This window comes from Nonomuraea sp. NPDC049625, from assembly GCF_040675285.1.
GTDB lineage: Bacteria > Actinomycetota > Actinomycetes > Streptosporangiales > Streptosporangiaceae > Nonomuraea > Nonomuraea angiospora_A.
This window is the reverse complement of the sequence record NZ_JBFAOQ010000005.1, coordinates 174,002-189,800: the sequence shown is the minus strand read 5'-3', so window position 1 is coordinate 189,800 and position 15,799 is coordinate 174,002. Positions and strand designations below refer to the sequence as shown.

20 protein-coding genes are annotated in these 15,799 nt (G+C 70.1%); 9 read left to right on the top strand and 11 right to left on the bottom strand.

Going from position 1 to position 15,799, the window contains the following annotated elements; translation table 11 throughout:
* Positions 1-46: 46 nt before the first annotated feature.
* Both AB0J87_RS23405 and AB0J87_RS23400 read right to left on the bottom strand, forming a co-directional pair.
* Positions 47-1,054, bottom strand: a complete 1,008-nt coding sequence (locus AB0J87_RS23405) for a phosphotransferase (RefSeq protein ID WP_363968218.1) — start codon at positions 1,052-1,054, stop codon at positions 47-49.
* Positions 1,055-1,345: 291 nt separating this feature from the next.
* Entirely contained in the window at positions 1,346-1,600 is a 255-nt protein-coding gene (locus AB0J87_RS23400) for a peptidase inhibitor family I36 protein (protein ID WP_363968216.1), read from the bottom strand.
* Positions 1,601-1,656: 56 nt separating this feature from the next.
* Between AB0J87_RS23400 and AB0J87_RS23395 the strand changes: the two genes are divergently transcribed.
* A complete protein-coding gene (locus AB0J87_RS23395; protein WP_363968214.1) occupies positions 1,657-2,499 on the top strand; it encodes a helix-turn-helix domain-containing protein in 843 nt (280 codons plus the stop codon).
* Between the two features lie 73 nt (positions 2,500-2,572).
* Positions 2,573-3,184 carry a dihydrofolate reductase family protein gene (locus AB0J87_RS23390; protein ID WP_363968213.1) on the top strand — a complete coding sequence of 204 codons (612 nt, stop codon included), beginning with the start codon at positions 2,573-2,575 and terminating at the stop codon, positions 3,182-3,184.
* A gap of 95 nt (positions 3,185-3,279) precedes the next feature.
* Here the strand turns inward: AB0J87_RS23390 and AB0J87_RS23385 are convergent, their stop codons facing one another.
* Together AB0J87_RS23385 and AB0J87_RS23380 are read right to left on the bottom strand one after the other, a co-directional pair.
* Positions 3,280-3,744, bottom strand: a complete 465-nt coding sequence (locus AB0J87_RS23385) for a tetratricopeptide repeat protein (protein WP_363968211.1) — start codon at positions 3,742-3,744, stop codon at positions 3,280-3,282.
* Positions 3,745-3,969: 225 nt separating this feature from the next.
* Positions 3,970-5,121, bottom strand: coding sequence for an FAD-dependent oxidoreductase (locus AB0J87_RS23380; protein WP_363968209.1), 1,152 nt, complete (start codon positions 5,119-5,121; stop codon positions 3,970-3,972).
* 92 nt (positions 5,122-5,213) lie between these two features.
* Between AB0J87_RS23380 and AB0J87_RS23375 the strand changes: the two genes are divergently transcribed.
* Entirely contained in the window at positions 5,214-5,705 is a 492-nt protein-coding gene (locus tag AB0J87_RS23375) for an RNA polymerase sigma factor (RefSeq protein ID WP_363968208.1), read from the top strand.
* Positions 5,702-6,184 (top strand): hypothetical protein, encoded by a 483-nt coding sequence (locus AB0J87_RS23370; protein WP_363968206.1) that lies wholly within the window; start codon positions 5,702-5,704, stop codon positions 6,182-6,184. Before AB0J87_RS23375 ends, AB0J87_RS23370 begins: the two co-directional genes overlap by 4 nt.
* A gap of 69 nt (positions 6,185-6,253) precedes the next feature.
* Here AB0J87_RS23370 and AB0J87_RS23365 read toward each other — a convergent pair whose 3' ends face one another.
* Positions 6,254-7,507, bottom strand: a complete 1,254-nt coding sequence (locus AB0J87_RS23365) for a sigma-70 family RNA polymerase sigma factor (protein WP_363968204.1) — start codon at positions 7,505-7,507, stop codon at positions 6,254-6,256.
* Complete coding sequence (locus tag AB0J87_RS23360; protein ID WP_363968202.1) at positions 7,504-7,848, bottom strand: YciI family protein; 345 nt, start codon at positions 7,846-7,848, stop codon at positions 7,504-7,506. Before AB0J87_RS23360 ends, AB0J87_RS23365 begins: the two co-directional genes overlap by 4 nt.
* A gap of 337 nt (positions 7,849-8,185) precedes the next feature.
* Here AB0J87_RS23360 and AB0J87_RS23355 point away from each other — a divergent pair, with 337 nt between their 5' ends.
* The 3 genes from AB0J87_RS23355 to AB0J87_RS23345 all read left to right on the top strand — a co-directional run bounded on the left by AB0J87_RS23355 (position 8,186) and on the right by AB0J87_RS23345 (position 9,580).
* Positions 8,186-8,668: a hypothetical protein gene (locus AB0J87_RS23355; protein ID WP_363968200.1), complete on the top strand. Its 483-nt coding sequence runs from the start codon at positions 8,186-8,188 to the stop codon at positions 8,666-8,668.
* Positions 8,669-8,748: 80 nt separating this feature from the next.
* Positions 8,749-8,964, top strand: coding sequence for a hypothetical protein (locus AB0J87_RS23350; RefSeq protein WP_350742394.1), 216 nt, complete (start codon positions 8,749-8,751; stop codon positions 8,962-8,964).
* 157 nt (positions 8,965-9,121) lie between these two features.
* A complete protein-coding gene (locus AB0J87_RS23345; protein WP_363968198.1) occupies positions 9,122-9,580 on the top strand; it encodes a hypothetical protein in 459 nt (152 codons plus the stop codon).
* A gap of 135 nt (positions 9,581-9,715) precedes the next feature.
* Here AB0J87_RS23345 and AB0J87_RS23340 read toward each other — a convergent pair whose 3' ends face one another.
* Complete coding sequence (locus AB0J87_RS23340; protein WP_363968196.1) at positions 9,716-10,498, bottom strand: glucose 1-dehydrogenase; 783 nt, start codon at positions 10,496-10,498, stop codon at positions 9,716-9,718.
* An 86-nt stretch (positions 10,499-10,584) separates the two neighbouring features.
* Between AB0J87_RS23340 and AB0J87_RS23335 the strand changes: the two genes are divergently transcribed.
* Positions 10,585-11,436 carry a helix-turn-helix transcriptional regulator gene (locus tag AB0J87_RS23335; RefSeq protein ID WP_355212604.1) on the top strand — a complete coding sequence of 284 codons (852 nt, stop codon included), beginning with the start codon at positions 10,585-10,587 and terminating at the stop codon, positions 11,434-11,436.
* A 95-nt stretch (positions 11,437-11,531) separates the two neighbouring features.
* On the opposite strand, the gene AB0J87_RS23330 is transcribed toward AB0J87_RS23335, so the two are convergent.
* Both AB0J87_RS23330 and AB0J87_RS23325 read right to left on the bottom strand, forming a co-directional pair.
* Positions 11,532-12,098, bottom strand: a complete 567-nt coding sequence (locus AB0J87_RS23330; protein WP_363968194.1) for a GNAT family N-acetyltransferase — start codon at positions 12,096-12,098, stop codon at positions 11,532-11,534.
* 169 nt (positions 12,099-12,267) lie between these two features.
* A complete protein-coding gene (locus tag AB0J87_RS23325; protein WP_363968192.1) occupies positions 12,268-12,480 on the bottom strand; it encodes a hypothetical protein in 213 nt (70 codons plus the stop codon).
* Between the two features lie 296 nt (positions 12,481-12,776).
* Here AB0J87_RS23325 and AB0J87_RS23320 point away from each other — a divergent pair, with 296 nt between their 5' ends.
* Positions 12,777-13,730 (top strand): hypothetical protein, encoded by a 954-nt coding sequence (locus AB0J87_RS23320; protein ID WP_363968191.1) that lies wholly within the window; start codon positions 12,777-12,779, stop codon positions 13,728-13,730.
* A gap of 4 nt (positions 13,731-13,734) precedes the next feature.
* On the opposite strand, the gene AB0J87_RS23315 is transcribed toward AB0J87_RS23320, so the two are convergent.
* Entirely contained in the window at positions 13,735-14,364 is a 630-nt protein-coding gene (locus AB0J87_RS23315) for an isochorismatase family cysteine hydrolase (RefSeq protein ID WP_363968189.1), read from the bottom strand.
* A gap of 203 nt (positions 14,365-14,567) precedes the next feature.
* The gene (locus AB0J87_RS23310) at positions 14,568-15,782 is read right to left on the bottom strand and encodes an FAD-dependent monooxygenase (protein WP_363968187.1); all 1,215 of its coding nucleotides are present in this window, start codon (positions 15,780-15,782) and stop codon (positions 14,568-14,570) included.
* Between the last annotated feature and the right edge of the window lie 17 nt (positions 15,783-15,799).

Here is a 15,799-nt window from a genome sequence, read left to right as displayed (position 1 = left end):
CCCGCGCGGCCCGCAGGCGCGCGACGCGGCGCTGGCCGTTTCCGAGTCACCCGTGCCCGCCGGAGGCCGCGAGTGACCGGAGCTTTCCACCGTTGGCGTCGAGCCAGCGGGTCGTGTCCTCCAGCTTGCGGATTCGGTCGGCGACCTCGTCGAGTTGCGCCCTCCCGTTCAGCCAGCGGCCCGCCCGCCACAGGGCGCTGCCGACCGCCCGGGCGAGGAGCAGCTGGGGCAGGGCGTCGGCCTCGGCGACGTCCAGCGGGCGGACCGAGGCGTACCCCCGGAGGAAGGCCGTCGTGCGGAGCTGCCAGTCGCGCGTCTCCAGGGCCCCGCTGTTGAACAGCGCCGCCATCACCTCCTGGACCAGGAAGCCGAGCCCGGCGAACTCGAAGTCAAGCAGCCCGCTCACCTCCCCGGTGTCCTCGTCGACCAGGGCGTTCGAGGCCGCCAGGTCACCGTGGATGACCTGGGTCGGCAGTGTGCCGCCGCCCACAGGCCACTCCTGCTCGACGCGGCGTGCCACGGCCTCGAGGTGGGCGGCCCGCTCCGCGCTGATCCCGGCGGCGCGCAGCTGACGGCAAAGGGCGCCGACGTGCGGCACGGCGGGGTGCGCCAGAGGATTGCCGCGCCAGTCTCCCAGCCCGTCTTCTGGCGGTACGCCCAGCAATGTCTCGCCGAGCAGCCCGGCCGCCCGGCCGAAGCGCTCGAGTGCCGTCCGGCCCGTGAGGTCGGGCCGCACGCCGGGGATCCACCGGCAGACGGTGGCGGGTCCCGCCGCGGTCTCGATCACGGTGTCCCCGCTGGGCGCGGCGACCGGCTCAGGCACCTGGAAGGGAAGTCCGGCCTGCCGTACCCACCGCAGGATCCGGTGCTCGGCGCCGACCCGCGCCGCGGACAGGGTCTGGCTGACCCGGAGCACGTATCGGAGGTCCCCTTGGCGGAGCACGAACGTCTGGTTGTTGGTCCCCTGCTCGGCTCGGATGATCGTCGTGTCCGGGGGAAACCCCCACGCTTCAAGCAACCGGACCAGGAACTCCAGGTCGGCGGGCGCAGTCACGCGCCAATTCTGGCGGCATGCCCAGGCGGGCGCGCAACCGGTTTATGGGCCCCTCAAAGCAAGAGTCAGCAAAGGGTTCCTCTTCTGGTCAACCAGTCCTGCGCGGGTCGAGCCGAGAATGCCGGAAGCCGGACCCGGAGCCATGTGGTGAGGGCTTTGGCGTGACCCGAGCCGCTCGCCTCATGCGATATCGGACGGCTACATGACCGGCTCTCTAGCAGGTGCCGTAGGCGGTGGTCAGATCGTCGGCGAAGAAGCCGACGTTGGGGCTGAACTCGTTGGGGCGGATCTTCAGGGCGAAGGCCACGGGGTTGCTGTTGGGGCGTTGAAGCCGCCGATGCGCCGGCTGGCGACGCCGACGTTGGCGACATCGCCGAACGTCCCGAGGACGTCGCCCTTGAAGTCCGGGTCGGCGAAGATGCAGAACATGCCGGGCTGGCACCGCTTGGAATCAAGCTGCCCGGCCTCGTCGGAGATCCGTACGAGGGCGCTTTCCGGTGCTCTGTGGAAAAAGTGCACACAACAGTCGTGAGTGGTGTAGATCACTTCAAAGCGGGCCGGGGTGAGGCTGAGCGGGCACCCTCGTCGGTCACACTGACTCCATGGAATACGTCGTCCGGGTGCCCGCGCCGCCGCTCGACCGGTTCATCGACGACATCTACTGCCTCACCGGAGTGCCGCGCCACCGCCGGATGAACGTCCCGCCGATGCCGTCCGCCCACCTGTTCATCAACCTGGGCGGACCCGTCCGCCTGTGGGATTCCGATCCCTCGGTGCCGCCGGCAGTGTTCACCGATGGGTGGTTCATGGGGGTATGGACCAGGCGTTTCCTCTTCGAGTACCCCACACCGGTGCGGCTCGTCGGGGTGCACTTCAAGCCTTGGGGGATCTCGCCGTTCGCCGACATGCCGGCGACCGAACTGCGGGACCGATGGGTGCCGGTCGACGCCGTCTGGCAACGGTCCATGGATCGGATCCGCAATCAGGTCGGCGACCTCACGTCGGCCGCCGAGGCGCTGCGGGTGCTGGAGGAGGAGCTGCGATCGCGGCTTGCCGAGGCGCCGTCGCGCGGTCTCGACCTGGTCCAGCACACGGGCTGGTGTTTGGAGACCTCCTACGGCGTGGTGCCGGTGGGTGCGCTGGCCGATGCCGCCGGGGTGAGTGGCAATCACCTGGCCACGCAGTTCAAGTCTCATGTCGGGGTCACCCCGAAGCGGGTGGCGCGGATCTACCGGTTCGCGCGGCTGATCGTGTCCGTGGACGCTCTGCGGCCGGTCGACTGGTCGCAGCTCGCCCACACGGCGGGCTACTTCGACCAGGCCCACTTCAGCAGGGAGTTCAAGGACTTCACCGGCCATACCCCGACGGAATACCTGGACCTGCGGCGCCGGTTCCCCGCCGAGCGGGGATTTCCGCCGGACAGCGGGCCGATGCCCGCCGATTGATTTTTTACAAGCCCACTCGCCCTGAGGGCGGAAGGATCGGGGGCGAACGCGCAAGGAGATTCCAGGAGAACCTGTGGGCACAGTAATCATGCACAACGTGGTGTCGGTGGACGGCTTCATCGCCGACAAGAACGACGACGTCGGGCCACTCCACGATTGGTACTTCAACGGCGAAATCCCGATCACCGAAGGCGGCGACCAGCAGTACGACCATTCCGGAGTCGGAAGCGGCATCAAGGTCTCACGTGCATCGGCGGAGTACGTCCGGTCGACGTGGGAGACGATCGGCACGATCGTGATGGGCCGCCACCTGTTCGACCTGGTGAACGGCTGGGAGGGTCGGCCGCCCGCGGGTGACCACGTGGTCGTGGTGTCCCACCGGCCCAAGCCTGAGGGCTGGCACCCCGAGGCTTCGTACCATTTCGTCGATGGCGTGACGGCTGCGATCGACAAGGCCCAGGAGCTCGCCGGGGAGCGAACCGTCGCTGTGAACGCCGGCGACGTGGGCAGCCAGATCCTGGCGGCCGGCCTCGTGGACGAGGTGGCGATGGACGTGGCGCCGGTGGTGTTCGGGTCGGGCAAACGCTACTTCGGCAGCATCGATGGGCAGCATCTGCTGGAGGATCCCCACGTGGTCATCCAGGGCGAAGGGGTGCTGCACCTGAGGTTCAAGGTGCGCCGTTAAGGCGTGCTGAGACTGCTCCGATGAGCATGGCTCAAGGATCTGGGTCCGCCGGGGATCACCGTGCTGGAGACCCTGGAGGTCCTGGTCCGAGGACGTCAGATGGTCTCACCCAACTGCCCGGCCACCTGCTCCAGGCCACCCCTGATGAGCCGCCCGTAGTCGTCGTCGCCAAGCACGCCGATCCCGTCCCGCGCCTGCTGGAGGTGCTCACGGGCGCGATCGAGATCGCCCAGCTTGCGATAGCACTCACTCAGGTTCAGGTGCAACGACGGATACAAGCCGGCCACCGAAAGCGGCACCCCGGCTTCGGCCACCCGCTCATCGGTGACCAGATCGGCGGCGGCAAGCGCTCGCAGATCCCACCTCAGCTCCTCATGCACGTCGTCCTGCACGTCGGCCATCGAGTGGGCAAGAACGCAAACATGCAGCGGATCGCCTTGCTCGCCGCCGATGTCATCCCAGATCTGCGCGAACAGGTCGCGAGCAGCTTCACGCTGACCTTGGTGGTGATGCAACTCCACCCCCTGGCCGATCCGGGTCATCGTCGGGTCGGTCGTCATGAGCGGCTCCTTGATCGTCGCGGGTAAGCGCGGTCAGCCTACTCGCCTGACGCGGCTCAAAAGCCGCCATGCGGTTGACCAGAGCAGGTTCGCTTGAGCAACCCGGATAACGACCAGGAGCCGCACACGACGACCTCCGGGTGCTGACCGACATGATCAGCCTCCGAGTGCCGTCTGGTCCCAGCCGAGCATGTTCACCGGGACCGACCTTGATCGTGGCGAGAATCAGACCCGCATGTGGGCCTCAGCGAGCATGGGGGTTTCGCCGAGCTGCTGGAGGGCGAGTTGCGCAGCGCTGATTCCGACCTCGGCCAGCAGTCCCGGCGCGGCTGACTGGTCTGTGGCCACGGCGAGGGAGTCACCGCGGCCGACGGCCGGGCGGTCGTGCCAGGTCGTCCCGGGCAGATCGATGGCTCCGGTGCAGTCCGTGCGCAGGGCGCTGCGGTACCACTGCAGCGCCGCGCGCCAGCCGGGCCAGGACTCGTCGAGAAGATGGTGAACGCGGCGTTCGGCGTCGGCTTTCCGCTCGCCTGGGGCGCAGGCGGCGGAGATCTGGACGAGTTCGTGTCCGGGCGGGGCCAGGGTGGGGTCGGCGAGGCTGTAGCGGGCGGCGTAGATCCGGGCATCGAGGTCCATCACCCGGAACCAGTCTGGGCCGCTGTCGACCCGCAGGCCCAGGTCGACCGTCGTCACGCGGGCGCCGGGCCAGGTGAGCGATCGGTCGCCGGTCAATTGGCGCGCCGTGGCCAGGCTGGTGGCCAGGATCGTCGGGCCCGCGGGCAGGGCAGGCACCCGTGTCCGGGTGCTTATCTGCGCGCCGAGGCCGGCTGCCCGCTCGGCCAGAAGGTCGACCAGGGTGGACCACCCGCCGGTCACGTACCGGACGCCGCCGGCCATCGCCCGGCGCAGGCGCTGGTGGGCGAACGCGGCCGAAAGCCGCCCGGGGTCGTGGTCGAAGGTGAAGATGAAGACCACTCCGACGATGGCCTCAGCCGTCCTGGCGTCGACGTGCCGGAGCAGCCATGCGCGCAACGATTCTTCGGCGGGCGCCTCGGTGGGTAGCGCGGCGATGACCTGGCCGAGTTCGGCCGGCCACGGTCCGAGCCGGCCTCCGGCCCGGACGAGGGTGGCATGGCGCGGCGCCTCCACGATGGGCGGGGTGAGACCGCGGCCCTCCAGCCACGCCCACCATGGCCCGTCCACGTAGATCGCGTGGGTACCGAGATTGGCCCGGTAAGGAGCCGCCAGCGTGCGTGCTCGCCCACCCGGCCGGGGATTTGCCTCGGCGACGGTCACCCGCCAGCCGCGTTCGGCCGCCTCGATGGCGGCGGTGAGCCCGGTCAGGCCGGCGCCGACGATGTGCAGATCTGGTTTCACGAGATAGCCCCTTCTGCGTGATGTCCTCCTGGCTGGAAAGTGGCGGGGAACTCGTGAAAGGTTCCGGCTGATGTTCTTGTAATCTTCCTGGCGTGGACCCCGAGAACGTCGCCGCCGCTCAGCAGGGGGACGCGCTCGCGTTGGACCGGCTTCTCGACGAGCTGGCCCCGTACGTCCGCCGATTGTGCGCTCGGATCGCCCCTGCGGCGGCCGACGATGCCACGCAGGAGGCCCTGCTGGCGGTCTTCCGGGGCCTGCCGTCGCTGCGCGCCCCTGAAGCGATCATGACCTGGGTCCGGTCGGTCACGGTCCGGACGGCGATCCGGCTCGCCCACCGGCATGACCTGGAGGTCGCCGCGGAGGAAACGCTCATGGCCGGCCACGTCTCCTCTCAGGAAGGGCTGGTGGACATCGATGACGCCCTGGCGCGCCTGCCTGTCTCCCAGCGCGCCGTGCTGATGTTGCGTACGCAAGAAGGCCTCAGCGAACAAGAGATCGCCGACACGTTGGGGATCCCGATAGGAACCGTGAAATCCCGGCTGCATCGGGCCAGGGCCGCGTTCCGGGAGGTGTGGGAATCGTGAACGATCCTGTGGCGCACCCCGATATCGACCCGATCGACCGCCTGGCCATTCTCGCGGCCGCCTTGCCCGGCGCCGTTGTCGGGCAGCGCCGCATCGCCGCCCCCTTCGAGGCTGTGTGGCAGGTCGTCGCGGACCTGGAACACGCCACCCCCCGCTACGAGCCCGGCGTCGCCCACGTGCGCGTCATCGAGCAGCGCGGCGAGTTCCTGCGACTGCTGGTGCAGGACAGCGCCGGCCGCGAGGACGCGATGGACGCCAGGCTCCGGCCGGGCTGGTGCCTGATGCAGTCCGCCACAGTCGTCATCGCCTTCGCCGCCCGCCGCCTGGGCAGCGAGACCCTGCTGGCACATCTCGAACACCAGCGCGGGCAGACCCCGGAGCCCGGCCAAAACGGGTCGGACCACCGCCGCGCCGCCCTCGCGAAAATCGACCAGGAGCTCCACACCATCGAAAGTCTCGCTGCCCACCATGGGCCCTGAGTTCCGGGGTATCTCTCCAGGACGGATGAGGCAGCCCCCGACGAGGACCGGCGGGCGGGAGCCCCGTACCTATGCCCGATGCGGCCCGGCGAGGCGCTCGGCCAGGAACTCGCGCTCGGCCTCGTTTCCGGTCAACTCCAGCGCCTGGCGGTAGGCGATCGAGGCCTCCTCCCGGCGGCCCAGCCGATGCAGCAGGTCCGCCTTGATCGCCGGTAGGTACTGGTATCTCGCGAGCCGGCCGTCCTTCTCCAGCTCCGCGACCTCTTCCAGCGCCCGCGCCGGCCCGGAGACCATCGACACCGCCACCGTGCGGTTCAACGCCACCACCGGCGACGGCCACACCGACAGCAGCTCGTCGTACAGGGTCACGATCTGCGGCCAGTCCGTCCGGTCGTACGACGGCGCCTCGGCGTAGAGGGAGGCGATCGCGGCCTGCAGGACATAGCGGCCCGGTCGCCCGCCGCGCAGCCCGTCCACGATCAGGCCGTGCGCCTCGGACATCGCCGAACGGTCCCAGAGCGATCGATCCTGGTCCTCCAGACGCAGCAAGCGCCCCTCGGCATCGACCCGGGTGGCGCGCCGGGCATCGGTGACCAGCAGCAGCGCGAGCAGCCCCCGCACCTCCCGCTCGTCGGGCATCAGCTCCCGCAGCGTCCTGGCCAGCCGTATCGACTGGTCCACCAGGTCCGTACGCACCAGCGATGCGCCGGACGGCGCGGTGTGCCCGGCGGTGAACAGCAGATGGATCACGCCGAGCACCGCGCGCAGCCGATCCGGCAGCTCAGCGCGTTCCGGCAGCCGGAAGGGGATCCGCGCGGCCGAGATCTTCTTCTTCGCCCGGGTCATCCGGGCGGCCATCGTCGGCTCCGACACCAGAAGCGCCCGGGCGACATCGGCGGTCGTCACCCCGCACACCAGCCGCAGCGTGAGTGCCAGCTGCGCCTCCTGCGCCAACGCGGGGTGGCAGCACATGAAGATCAGCCGCAACCGCTCGTCCGGCACCACGTCCTCCGGCTCGACGGTGGCCGGCTCGTCCTCCGCCTCTTCGGGCTCCACCAGCAGCGGAAGTTTCGAGCGGAACGTCTGCCGGCGCCGCACCGCGTCCATCGCGCGGCGCTTGGCCGCGGTGGTGAGCCACGCCTGCGGCGTGTCCGGGATCCCGTCGCGGGCCCAGCTCGCCAGAGCCGCGGCGTACGCCTCCTGCACGCACTCCTCGGCCAGGTCCAGGTCGCGCGCGACGCCCGCCGTCGCGGCGAGCACCAGGGCCCATCCGCGACGGTACGCGTCCGCGACCGCCGATTCGACGTCCGCCGGGGGCGTCATGCCGTGGCGGGCCGATCCGCGATGAAGCCGCCTTCGACGGGCCGCACCTCGACACCGCCGCCCTGCTGGGTGGCGGGGTTGGCCCGAGCGATCTTCAGAGCGGCATCCAGGTCGGGCGCCTCGATGATGGCGAACCCGGCGATGACCTCCTTGGCGTCGACGAACGGGCCGTCCGTCACCACGTCGCCGCGGATCGAGGTGGCTGTGTCGGCGGGCTGCAGCGCGAATGCCGCGACCAGCGCGCCGGAGTTCACCAGGTCCTCGAAGTGGCGCTCGTGGGCCTCCCGAGCTCCGGGAATGACCTCGGCCTTCGTGTGGATGAGGATCGCGTACTGAGCCATGGTGGCTGTCCTTCCAGGTGCTTGTTACTGGCTTACACCCTTATGTCGAACGGCCTGCCCGGATTCGACAACCCACCTCCGTGGTGATGGCCGTGCCGGGTGGGTGTGCGGCGCGCCCCGCCGGACGCTAAAGTTCGCGATCAACGACTGTGTTGTCGCGCCTGCCATCTCATGCGCCAAGCACGTCGGCAGTTGCCGGAGCGACGACCAGAGGACGTGGGTGGCCAGCCAGAGCAGAGGACGGCCGGGCTGGCTTCATGTCGGCGCGCTCGAAGATCGCGTCCACAGGGCATGGGGTCCGGGTACGTTCCCTCCTGCCGAAACCCTGCTGGCGATCATGACGTTGTCCGCGGTGCCGCGCGCCTTGGGCACCCGGCTGGCCGCTCATCTGGGCGGCGGGATCGTCGTGGGACCCGGGGCCGTGCCGGACTTACCGGGCTTCGAGCATTTGCGGGGCATCCCGCTGCCCGTTCAGCAGGGCGGGTGGGAGCGCAGCGCCGGCGTTTACGACCCGAGGCGGCGCATGATCGGGGTGGGCAGCGTGCCGTCGCCGTCGGCGAGCGTGGCGGGCCATGAGCTGGGGCACGCGGCCGACGACATGGATGGCATGCCGTCCCAGACCCCGTTCTGGACGGCCCTGCACGCCGCGAGCGCCGGACGCCTCGCCCCGCCTTACCGGGCGGCGGTCACCGAGCTGTACGCCGAAGCCTTCGCCTGCGTGCTGGTCCGGCGGGCCCGGCGGCTCATCGAGCTGTTCGGGGATGAAGACGCGGCCCGGCAGGCTTATGCCTGGTTCGCGGGACGGTACGGGATCCGCTGAGCGGCACCCCTGCCGATGGCGCACCGGGCCGCTATGCTGGGCAGAGAACCGTGGCAGACGGGACGGAGGGGATGAAACACATGACCGCGATCATGCTGGCCGGCGGCGTCCTTCGCGTCCCGACCTCCACCGTGCTCCCCGACGGCACCCGCATCGACGGCACCAGGGACATCACGCCCGACGCCCCGGACTACCACGACTGGCTGCCGCACGCGATCGACGAGGAAGCCTCCTGGCACGGTGACCGTGACGACGAGGACATCCTGCGACGCTGGCGGGCCGCGGCCAGCGCCTGATCAGCCGCGGGCCGTGGCCGGCCCCCGGACCTGTCCGGCACCACCACGCGATCAGGCGGCCTGCAGCCGCCATGCAAGCGACGCCTGATCAACTACCGGCATCGCAACGGACAAGGCCGGGCCCACCAGGCTCCGGCCATCAGCATGAGGAAGAAAGATGGCATCGATCGTCTTCGGAGCATTCGCCGTCATCGCACTGATCGTGGGCGTGGTGCTGTTCCTCGTGTTGAGGCGGAAGCCGCACACCCGGGCCGGGGCGTATGTCAGCGCGGCGTGCCTCTTCCTGGCCGCGGGCGTGCTCACGATGGGCTTCCTGTCGTTCGCGAGCCTGGAATCCGCCTCGCTGCGGACCTTCACGCCGGAGGAGCGCGCGGCGGCGCTGCCGTGCAACGCGACGGTCCTGGGGGCCGAGGAGACGTCCAACAAGCTCAACGGACGCTACATCTGGATGTTGCGGCTCCGCGTGACCCCGCAGGCCGGCGAGCCTTACGAGATCGAGCGCGCGGCCCGGCTCACCTCGTCCATGGGGGAGCGCCTGGAGCGGGGGAACGCCGTGCTCGCCTGCCTGGTGGCCCCCACCGACCACACGCGGATCGAGATCTCGGCCCTGGCCTGAGTCGTAAGCCGTGGTCAGGCGGCTCGAAGCGCTCCTTGCTGACCTCGGGCCAGGCCTTCATCCTGACGACGAAGAGCTGTTCGAGGCGTTCAGACGCACAGCCGGCGATACATGCCGTGGTTGAGCCGCACCAGGTCAGGCGCGTGCGCCGCCGTCCACCCTGAGGACGGTGCCGGTCACGAAGGAGGCGCGGTCGCTGAGCAGCCAGGCGGCGGCCTGGGCGATCTCGTCGGGATCGGCCGCGCGGCGCAGCGGGGTCCGGGCCTTGAGCCGCTCGACGAGACCGGGGGAGTGCTCCTCCCATGTACGGATCATCTCGGTCAGCGTGTTGCCGGGGGCGATGGCGTTGACGCGGATTCCTTCGGGGCCGTAGGTGATGGCGGCCGACTCCGTGAGGCTGTTGACGGCCCGCTTCATCGCCCCGTAGGCGGGCAGTTCGGGGTTGCCCATCAGGCTGCCGATGCTGGAGTTGTTGACGATGGCTCCCGTGCCTGCGGTGGCGCGGATGGCGGCGATCTCGGCGGTCATGGCCAGCCACGGGCCCCTGAGGTTCACGGCGTAGAGGAGGTCGAAGTCGGCCTCGTTCACCTGGTCGATCGGGCCGGGCGGCGTGATGGTCGCGCCGTTGTTGAAGGCGACGTCGAGCCGGCCGTACAGGTCCACGACGCGATCGACGGCGGCGCGCACGCTGGCGGCGTCGGCGAGGTCGCACACCACGTAATCGGCGGTGCCGCCCGCCGCCCGTACCTCCTCGGTCACCGCTTTCAGCTGTTCCTCCGTACGGGCCGCGAGCAGCACCCGGGCGCCCTCCCGGGCGAACAGCCGGGCCGCGGCGGCGCCGATGCCGCGCCCGGCGCCGGTGATGAAGGCGACCTTGCCTGCCAGCAGCCCCATGGACGTTTCGTTGGCGTTGTGCATGACAGTCAGCCTGCGCCAGTGCGCCGGGCTTATCCAGGTACAACCGGTACATGCCAGGACTGCGCACATTCGTGCAAGCTGGGAGTATGGACAGACAGGAACTGGCGGCCTTCCTGCGCAGCAGGCGCGAGCGGATCATCCCCGCTGACGTGGGGCTGCCTGCCGGGCCGCGCCGCCGTACGCCCGGGTTGCGCCGCGAGGAGGCGGCGCAGCTGGCCTTCATCTCGACCGAGTACTACACCCGGCTGGAGCAGGCCCGCGGTCCGCGCCCGTCGCAGGAGGTGCTGGCCGGGCTGGCCCGGGCCCTCCGCCTGTCCGATGCCGAACGCGACCACCTCCACCGCCTCGCCGGCGCACCGCCCGCCCCCGCGCCGGGGCCCTCGCGCGAGGTGCGCCAGAGCATCCTCGACCTGCTGCGGCGGCTGCCGCAGGCCGCCGCGATCGTGACGTCCGCGATGTACGAGATCATCGCCTGGAACGACCTGGCGGCCGCGCTCATGGAAGACTTCTCCGCCCTGTCGCGGCGCGACCGCAATCTGGTCCGCCGCGTCTTCCTCGGCCCGCACCCTCAGGGACGGCGGTTGTACGGGGTGTCGGATGCGGATGAGTTCGCCCGCTCTTCGGCCAGCCACCTGCGCGCCACCGCCGCCCGCTACCCTGACGACCCCGAGGTGGCCGAGCTGGTGCGTGAGCTTCACGAGGGAAGCGAGGAGTTCGCCCGTCTGTGGGACTCCCACGACGTGGCCGGCGCACCGATGATGACGAAGACCTTCCAGCATCCGCTGGTCGGCCCGGTCACCGTCAACTGCGACGTTCTCGACATCACCGACCGGGACCAGCGGGTCGTGATCTACACCGCCGTCCCCGGCTCGCCGTCCGAACAGGCGCTACGCCTGCTGGCGGTCGTCGGCACGCAACGCATGGACGTTCCGACCTGAGATTTCCCGGTGGGTGGCCTGCGTGCTCGCGGGCTCGGGTCGGTCTCGATCTGGCTGACCACCCGCAGCAGGGAACGGCCCGGCGGCCGCCCGCTTCACGCCGGATCGACCACCCTGCTCACGATCCACGCGTGCTTGCCGACCTGCCGGCCGCGGGCGAATCCGTACTGTTCGAAGAGCTCGACCGTCGCGCTGAACAGGAAACGGCCCGGCGCCTCGCGGCCGGTGGTCACCTCGGAGATGGCCTCGACGAGGCCGCCCCCGGCCAGGGCGATCTGGTCGAGCGCGCCTTCCAGGGCCATCCGCGCGACCCCCTGGCCGCGATGCCGGCCGTCGACGTAGAAGCAGGTGATCCGCCAGTCCGGGCGGGGCGGCGCTTCCTTGTCGTACGCGCGCCGGTGCTTGATGCCGGGGAGCTCATCGGGGCTGCCGTACTGGCACCATCCCTGGGCGGCGCCGTGCTCGTCGAGGACGAGCGCTGCATGAGCGCGACCCGTACGGACCCGGTCCTCCTTGACGGCGCGACGGCCGGCGCCCCTCTGGTTGCCCTCCGGATGAAAACCGACGCACCAGCACCCGCCGAAGATCCCGTTGTTGCGCTCGACGAGCTCCGCGAAGGCGGGCCAGGTGGCGGCGTCCAGGGGCCGGACCGTGTACGACATATGGATACCTTCGCACGCCCGCCGGCGGGCCCCTGCTGTCAGCCGCTCTCGTGGTGATCGCCTGGGCCGTCCACCGCCGTCCCAGGCAACTCGCCGACCACGAGCAAACGGCGGTGATGGGTAGTGACGTCATGGCCGTCATCCTCGGTGGATGCGGGCATGGCGGGCCTCACACCGGGCGCTTGGCGCCCGATTCGCCGTCAGCCAGCACCATGGCGCACTGCGGCGGGCGGACCACGTTCGTGTTCGCGGACGACCCGGCGTTCGCACTGGCCGGAGTGGTGCACAGCGACAGCAGGGCAACCAGGGCGGCTGCCGAGGCGGCAGTACGGCGAGTCCAGGTACGGGTCTGCATGCGGCCCTCCAGTCGGCCGATGAGCACGACGGTACTGCCTCCCAGCATCGGCGCCGGGGGCCAGCCCGTCCACCCCCGGAACGGCGAGTAATTCGTGAAGGCGTCGGGCCGGATTGCGGTCCACTCGCGTGGTGGACGCCGGGCTTGACCGGGAAGGAGCGCCATCGCTCAGCAGCACCGAGCCCGGACGAATCCCGGGAAGCTCGGCCCATGGCCTGGGCCTCCGATCACGGACGCCCTCCACCCCCGGCTCGTGGACAAGAGGAGACGATCCTGGCTGCCGCGGATTCTCGGGCTCAACGCACCCCTTACGATGGCCGGTCATGGGAACGGACTGGGTGCCCGCGACGGTACGCGACCACGCCGACCTCGCCGAACTCGAACACCTCGTCCGCACGCACGCAGCCCTCCATACGCAGGGCACATACGCACGCAACGACGTGGACCAGCGGCTGCGCGCCCTGCTGATCATCGACACCGACGCGGATGGCGCTTGGCCGAGCCATCGGGTGGCCGTCATCGGTCACAACCCGTTGTTCCCGCCCGAGTGGCGGCAGGCCGCCTGGTCGACCCTCCTGCCGGAAGAGCTTCGGGTGTGGTCGGCGCGATGGCGCCACTGGTACGACTCCGTCATGGCCGGCCAATACCGCCACTACCTCCACCGGCTGCGCACCTGGGAGCAGAGCCAGGAGCTCGCCCAGGCTCAGGCCGAGCTGGTCGCGGCGGCGGGCGCCGCTGAGAGCCGTACGAACGCCTGGACCCGCAGGCCCGATTTCCGCCGCGCCCGCGACCTCGTGTCCGCTCTCCCACCCCCGCCCCTCATACCTGCTCCCGGCCCGCCCCCGCGCAACCACGCAGAGGACCGGGAGGGCTCCGGGCAGGTGGCCTGCGAAGAGACGGTGGCCGGGCACCGCGCCGTGCTGGAGCGTGCCGCGCGCGAGTTCAGCCGTACGGTGCCGAGCCGGTTCAAGCGCAACCCCCGCTGGTCGCCCGGCCTGGTGAAGCCGATGCTTCTAGAAGTCATCGCAAACCAGCACATCGCTGCCGCCGCGGGGCACAGCGCGATCGGCGGCACGGGACGGCGCTTGAGCAACCAGCTCGATCAGCAGCTCGGCGAGTCGCTCCGGTACCGACCAGAACGGCGAGTGCCCGCCACTCCGGCACACTGCCGGATGACGACGCCGGCTGCCCCGACACGAAGGCGGGGCCGGGGTCGATCGGTCGCGCGGCAGGCCCGGAACCTCGGCGGCGGATCCATAGGCGTGGCCTGCCGCTGATCGCTTACTGAGCGGACCGAATCGTCGTGAGGAGGTCCGCCGTCGTCGTGATGGCGTGTGCGTAGGTCGGCCCGTTCAGCTCGTGAGCCGCGTGCAGCATCTCCGCGGTGAAGGCCGCGGTCGCGTCCCGTACCAGGGTCACGTGGTATCCGAGCTCCATGGCGTACCTGCCGGTCGACTCGATGCAGGTGTTGGCGAGCAGGCCGATGATGATGACATGGGTGATGCCGTGCTGCCGGAGCATCAGGTCGAGATCGGTGTTGGCGAAGCCGCTCTGTGACCAATGCTCCTTGACGACGACGTCGCCGTCCTGGGGGGCGAGATCGGGGTGCCATTCGCCGCCCCAGCTGCCTTTCGCGAAGGTATGGCGTTCCTGGATCCCGCGCTGAGTGGGATTGGGGTGGTTCCAGTCGTCGTAGTCCCCGGGTTGCCACTGCCGATGCGGAACGACGAACACCTGGATCCCGGCCTCTCGTGCGGCGGCGATCACCGCGCGTAGATTGTCCAGAAGCCCCACGCGCTGGGCGATCTCCTTCAACCGGGGCCAGATCTTCCCGCCCTCGGACAAGAAGTCGTTGTAGGGATCGACCAGGAGGACCCCGGCCCGGCTGAGTTCGTAGGACGTGCTGGTCATCGCGCAGTGGGCTTCGTGCCAGGGTTGTTCACCTCGGTCGGCTGGCTTCGTGTGTGCCTGTTCACGCCTGTGGTGTACCCCGGTCCCGGACCGAGCTCGGCGATGCGGTCGAAGTCTTGACAGGCTCTTTGTCCGTCCCGTCCGCATCAGCACCATGCGGACGGCCCCGTCCTCGAACTCATGGGTGACGGGCTATTCGAGGCTCAGTACGCCGCGAGCGTGAGCGCGTTGGCGGCCTCGTTGAGCGGCTTCATGATCGGCCGCATCGCCAGATCCTTCCACGGCAGGCGGCTGACCAGCCGCATCATCGTGGTCTGCATCTTGATCTGCCGCGGGCTGCCCGCGACCATCTGCGCGGCGTTGCTCGCGCCGAGCGCCACGTTCACGTCCACGTACCCGCGCATCGCTTCTCGATATCCGGCATAAGCCGCACGATGGTCGCCCGCCGCCGCGCTCATTTCACCGGCCAGTACGTACGCACCCACCAGCGCGAGGCTGGTGCCCTGCCCGGACAGCGGGGACGGGCTGTAGGCGGCGTCGCCGACCAGGGCGATCCGGCCGGTGGACCAGTGCTCCATGCGAACCTGGCTGACCGGCGTGAAGTAGAAGTCCGGCGAGTGCGGCATGGCTCGCAGCAGCGTGTCGCTCTCCCACCCGACGCCGGCGAACGCCTCGGTCAAGATGCGCTGCTGCGCGGCCCTGTCGAAGCGGTCGGGCAGGACGGCGGGGCTCGGGAAGACGAACTGCGCCTTCGCGGTGTCGGGCCTGGTGGCGTAGACGTTCACGACCTTGCCGGGCGTCGGATAGAGCAGCTCCCAGTGGTCGAGTCCGAGGTGGTTGGGGACGGTGAAGACGGCCGCGTGCATCCCGAGGGGGTGGACGTAGCGCTCCTGCGGGCCGAAGGCCAGGCGGCGTACGGTCGAGTGCAGGCCGTCGGCGCCGATGACGAGGTCGAAGCGGCGTGGCGGGGCGTGGCGGAAGGTGACGTCGACGCCGTCGGGGCCTTCGTGGAGGCCGGTGATCGTGTCGCCGAACAGGTATTCGCAGCTCTCACGTGTCGCGTCGTAGAGGAGCCGGGCGAGGTCGCCACGCATCACCTCGTCGTCGCCGGGAGCGCGCATGCCGATGAGGTCGGGGCCGAGGTTGGCCAGTGGCTTGCCGCTCTCGGCGACCCACGAGCCGCCGCGGATGGCGGTACTTGCCCGCCGTACGGTCTCCAGCATGCCCATCCGCTCGACGACCTGCATGGCCACGCCGCGCAGATCGACCTTGTAGCCACCGTCGCGAAGCTCGGGGGCCAGCTCGACCACGGTGGGGGTGAATCCGTAGCGGCGCAGCCAGTAGGCCAGAGCGGGGCCGGCCACGCTGGCGCCGGAGATCAGAACGGTGCGGTTGGCGAGTCGCCGTGAGTTCGTCATGCCAAGAACCGTAACGG

Bases quoted from the DNA above. Each gene is read 5' to 3' on its own strand.
- AB0J87_RS23395 (WP_363968214.1), top strand. From the start codon at position 1,657: ATGGAATACGTCGTCCGGGTGCCCGCGCCGCCGCTCGACCGGTTCATC.
- AB0J87_RS23385 (WP_363968211.1), bottom strand. From the start codon at position 3,744: ATGACGACCGACCCGACGATGACCCGGATCGGCCAGGGGGTGGAGTTG.
- AB0J87_RS23365 (WP_363968204.1), bottom strand. From the start codon at position 7,507: ATGACGCCCCCGGCGGACGTCGAATCGGCGGTCGCGGACGCGTACCGT.
- AB0J87_RS23360 (WP_363968202.1), bottom strand. From the start codon at position 7,848: ATGGCTCAGTACGCGATCCTCATCCACACGAAGGCCGAGGTCATTCCC.
- AB0J87_RS23355 (WP_363968200.1), top strand. From the start codon at position 8,186: ATGACGTTGTCCGCGGTGCCGCGCGCCTTGGGCACCCGGCTGGCCGCT.
- AB0J87_RS23350 (WP_350742394.1), top strand. From the start codon at position 8,749: ATGACCGCGATCATGCTGGCCGGCGGCGTCCTTCGCGTCCCGACCTCC.
- AB0J87_RS23345 (WP_363968198.1), top strand. From the start codon at position 9,122: ATGGCATCGATCGTCTTCGGAGCATTCGCCGTCATCGCACTGATCGTG.
- AB0J87_RS23340 (WP_363968196.1), bottom strand. From the start codon at position 10,498: ATGCACAACGCCAACGAAACGTCCATGGGGCTGCTGGCAGGCAAGGTC.
- AB0J87_RS23335 (WP_355212604.1), top strand. From the start codon at position 10,585: ATGGACAGACAGGAACTGGCGGCCTTCCTGCGCAGCAGGCGCGAGCGG.
- AB0J87_RS23330 (WP_363968194.1), bottom strand. From the start codon at position 12,098: ATGTCGTACACGGTCCGGCCCCTGGACGCCGCCACCTGGCCCGCCTTC.
- AB0J87_RS23320 (WP_363968191.1), top strand. From the start codon at position 12,777: ATGGGAACGGACTGGGTGCCCGCGACGGTACGCGACCACGCCGACCTC.
- AB0J87_RS23315 (WP_363968189.1), bottom strand. From the start codon at position 14,364: ATGACCAGCACGTCCTACGAACTCAGCCGGGCCGGGGTCCTCCTGGTC.
- AB0J87_RS23310 (WP_363968187.1), bottom strand. From the start codon at position 15,782: ATGACGAACTCACGGCGACTCGCCAACCGCACCGTTCTGATCTCCGGC.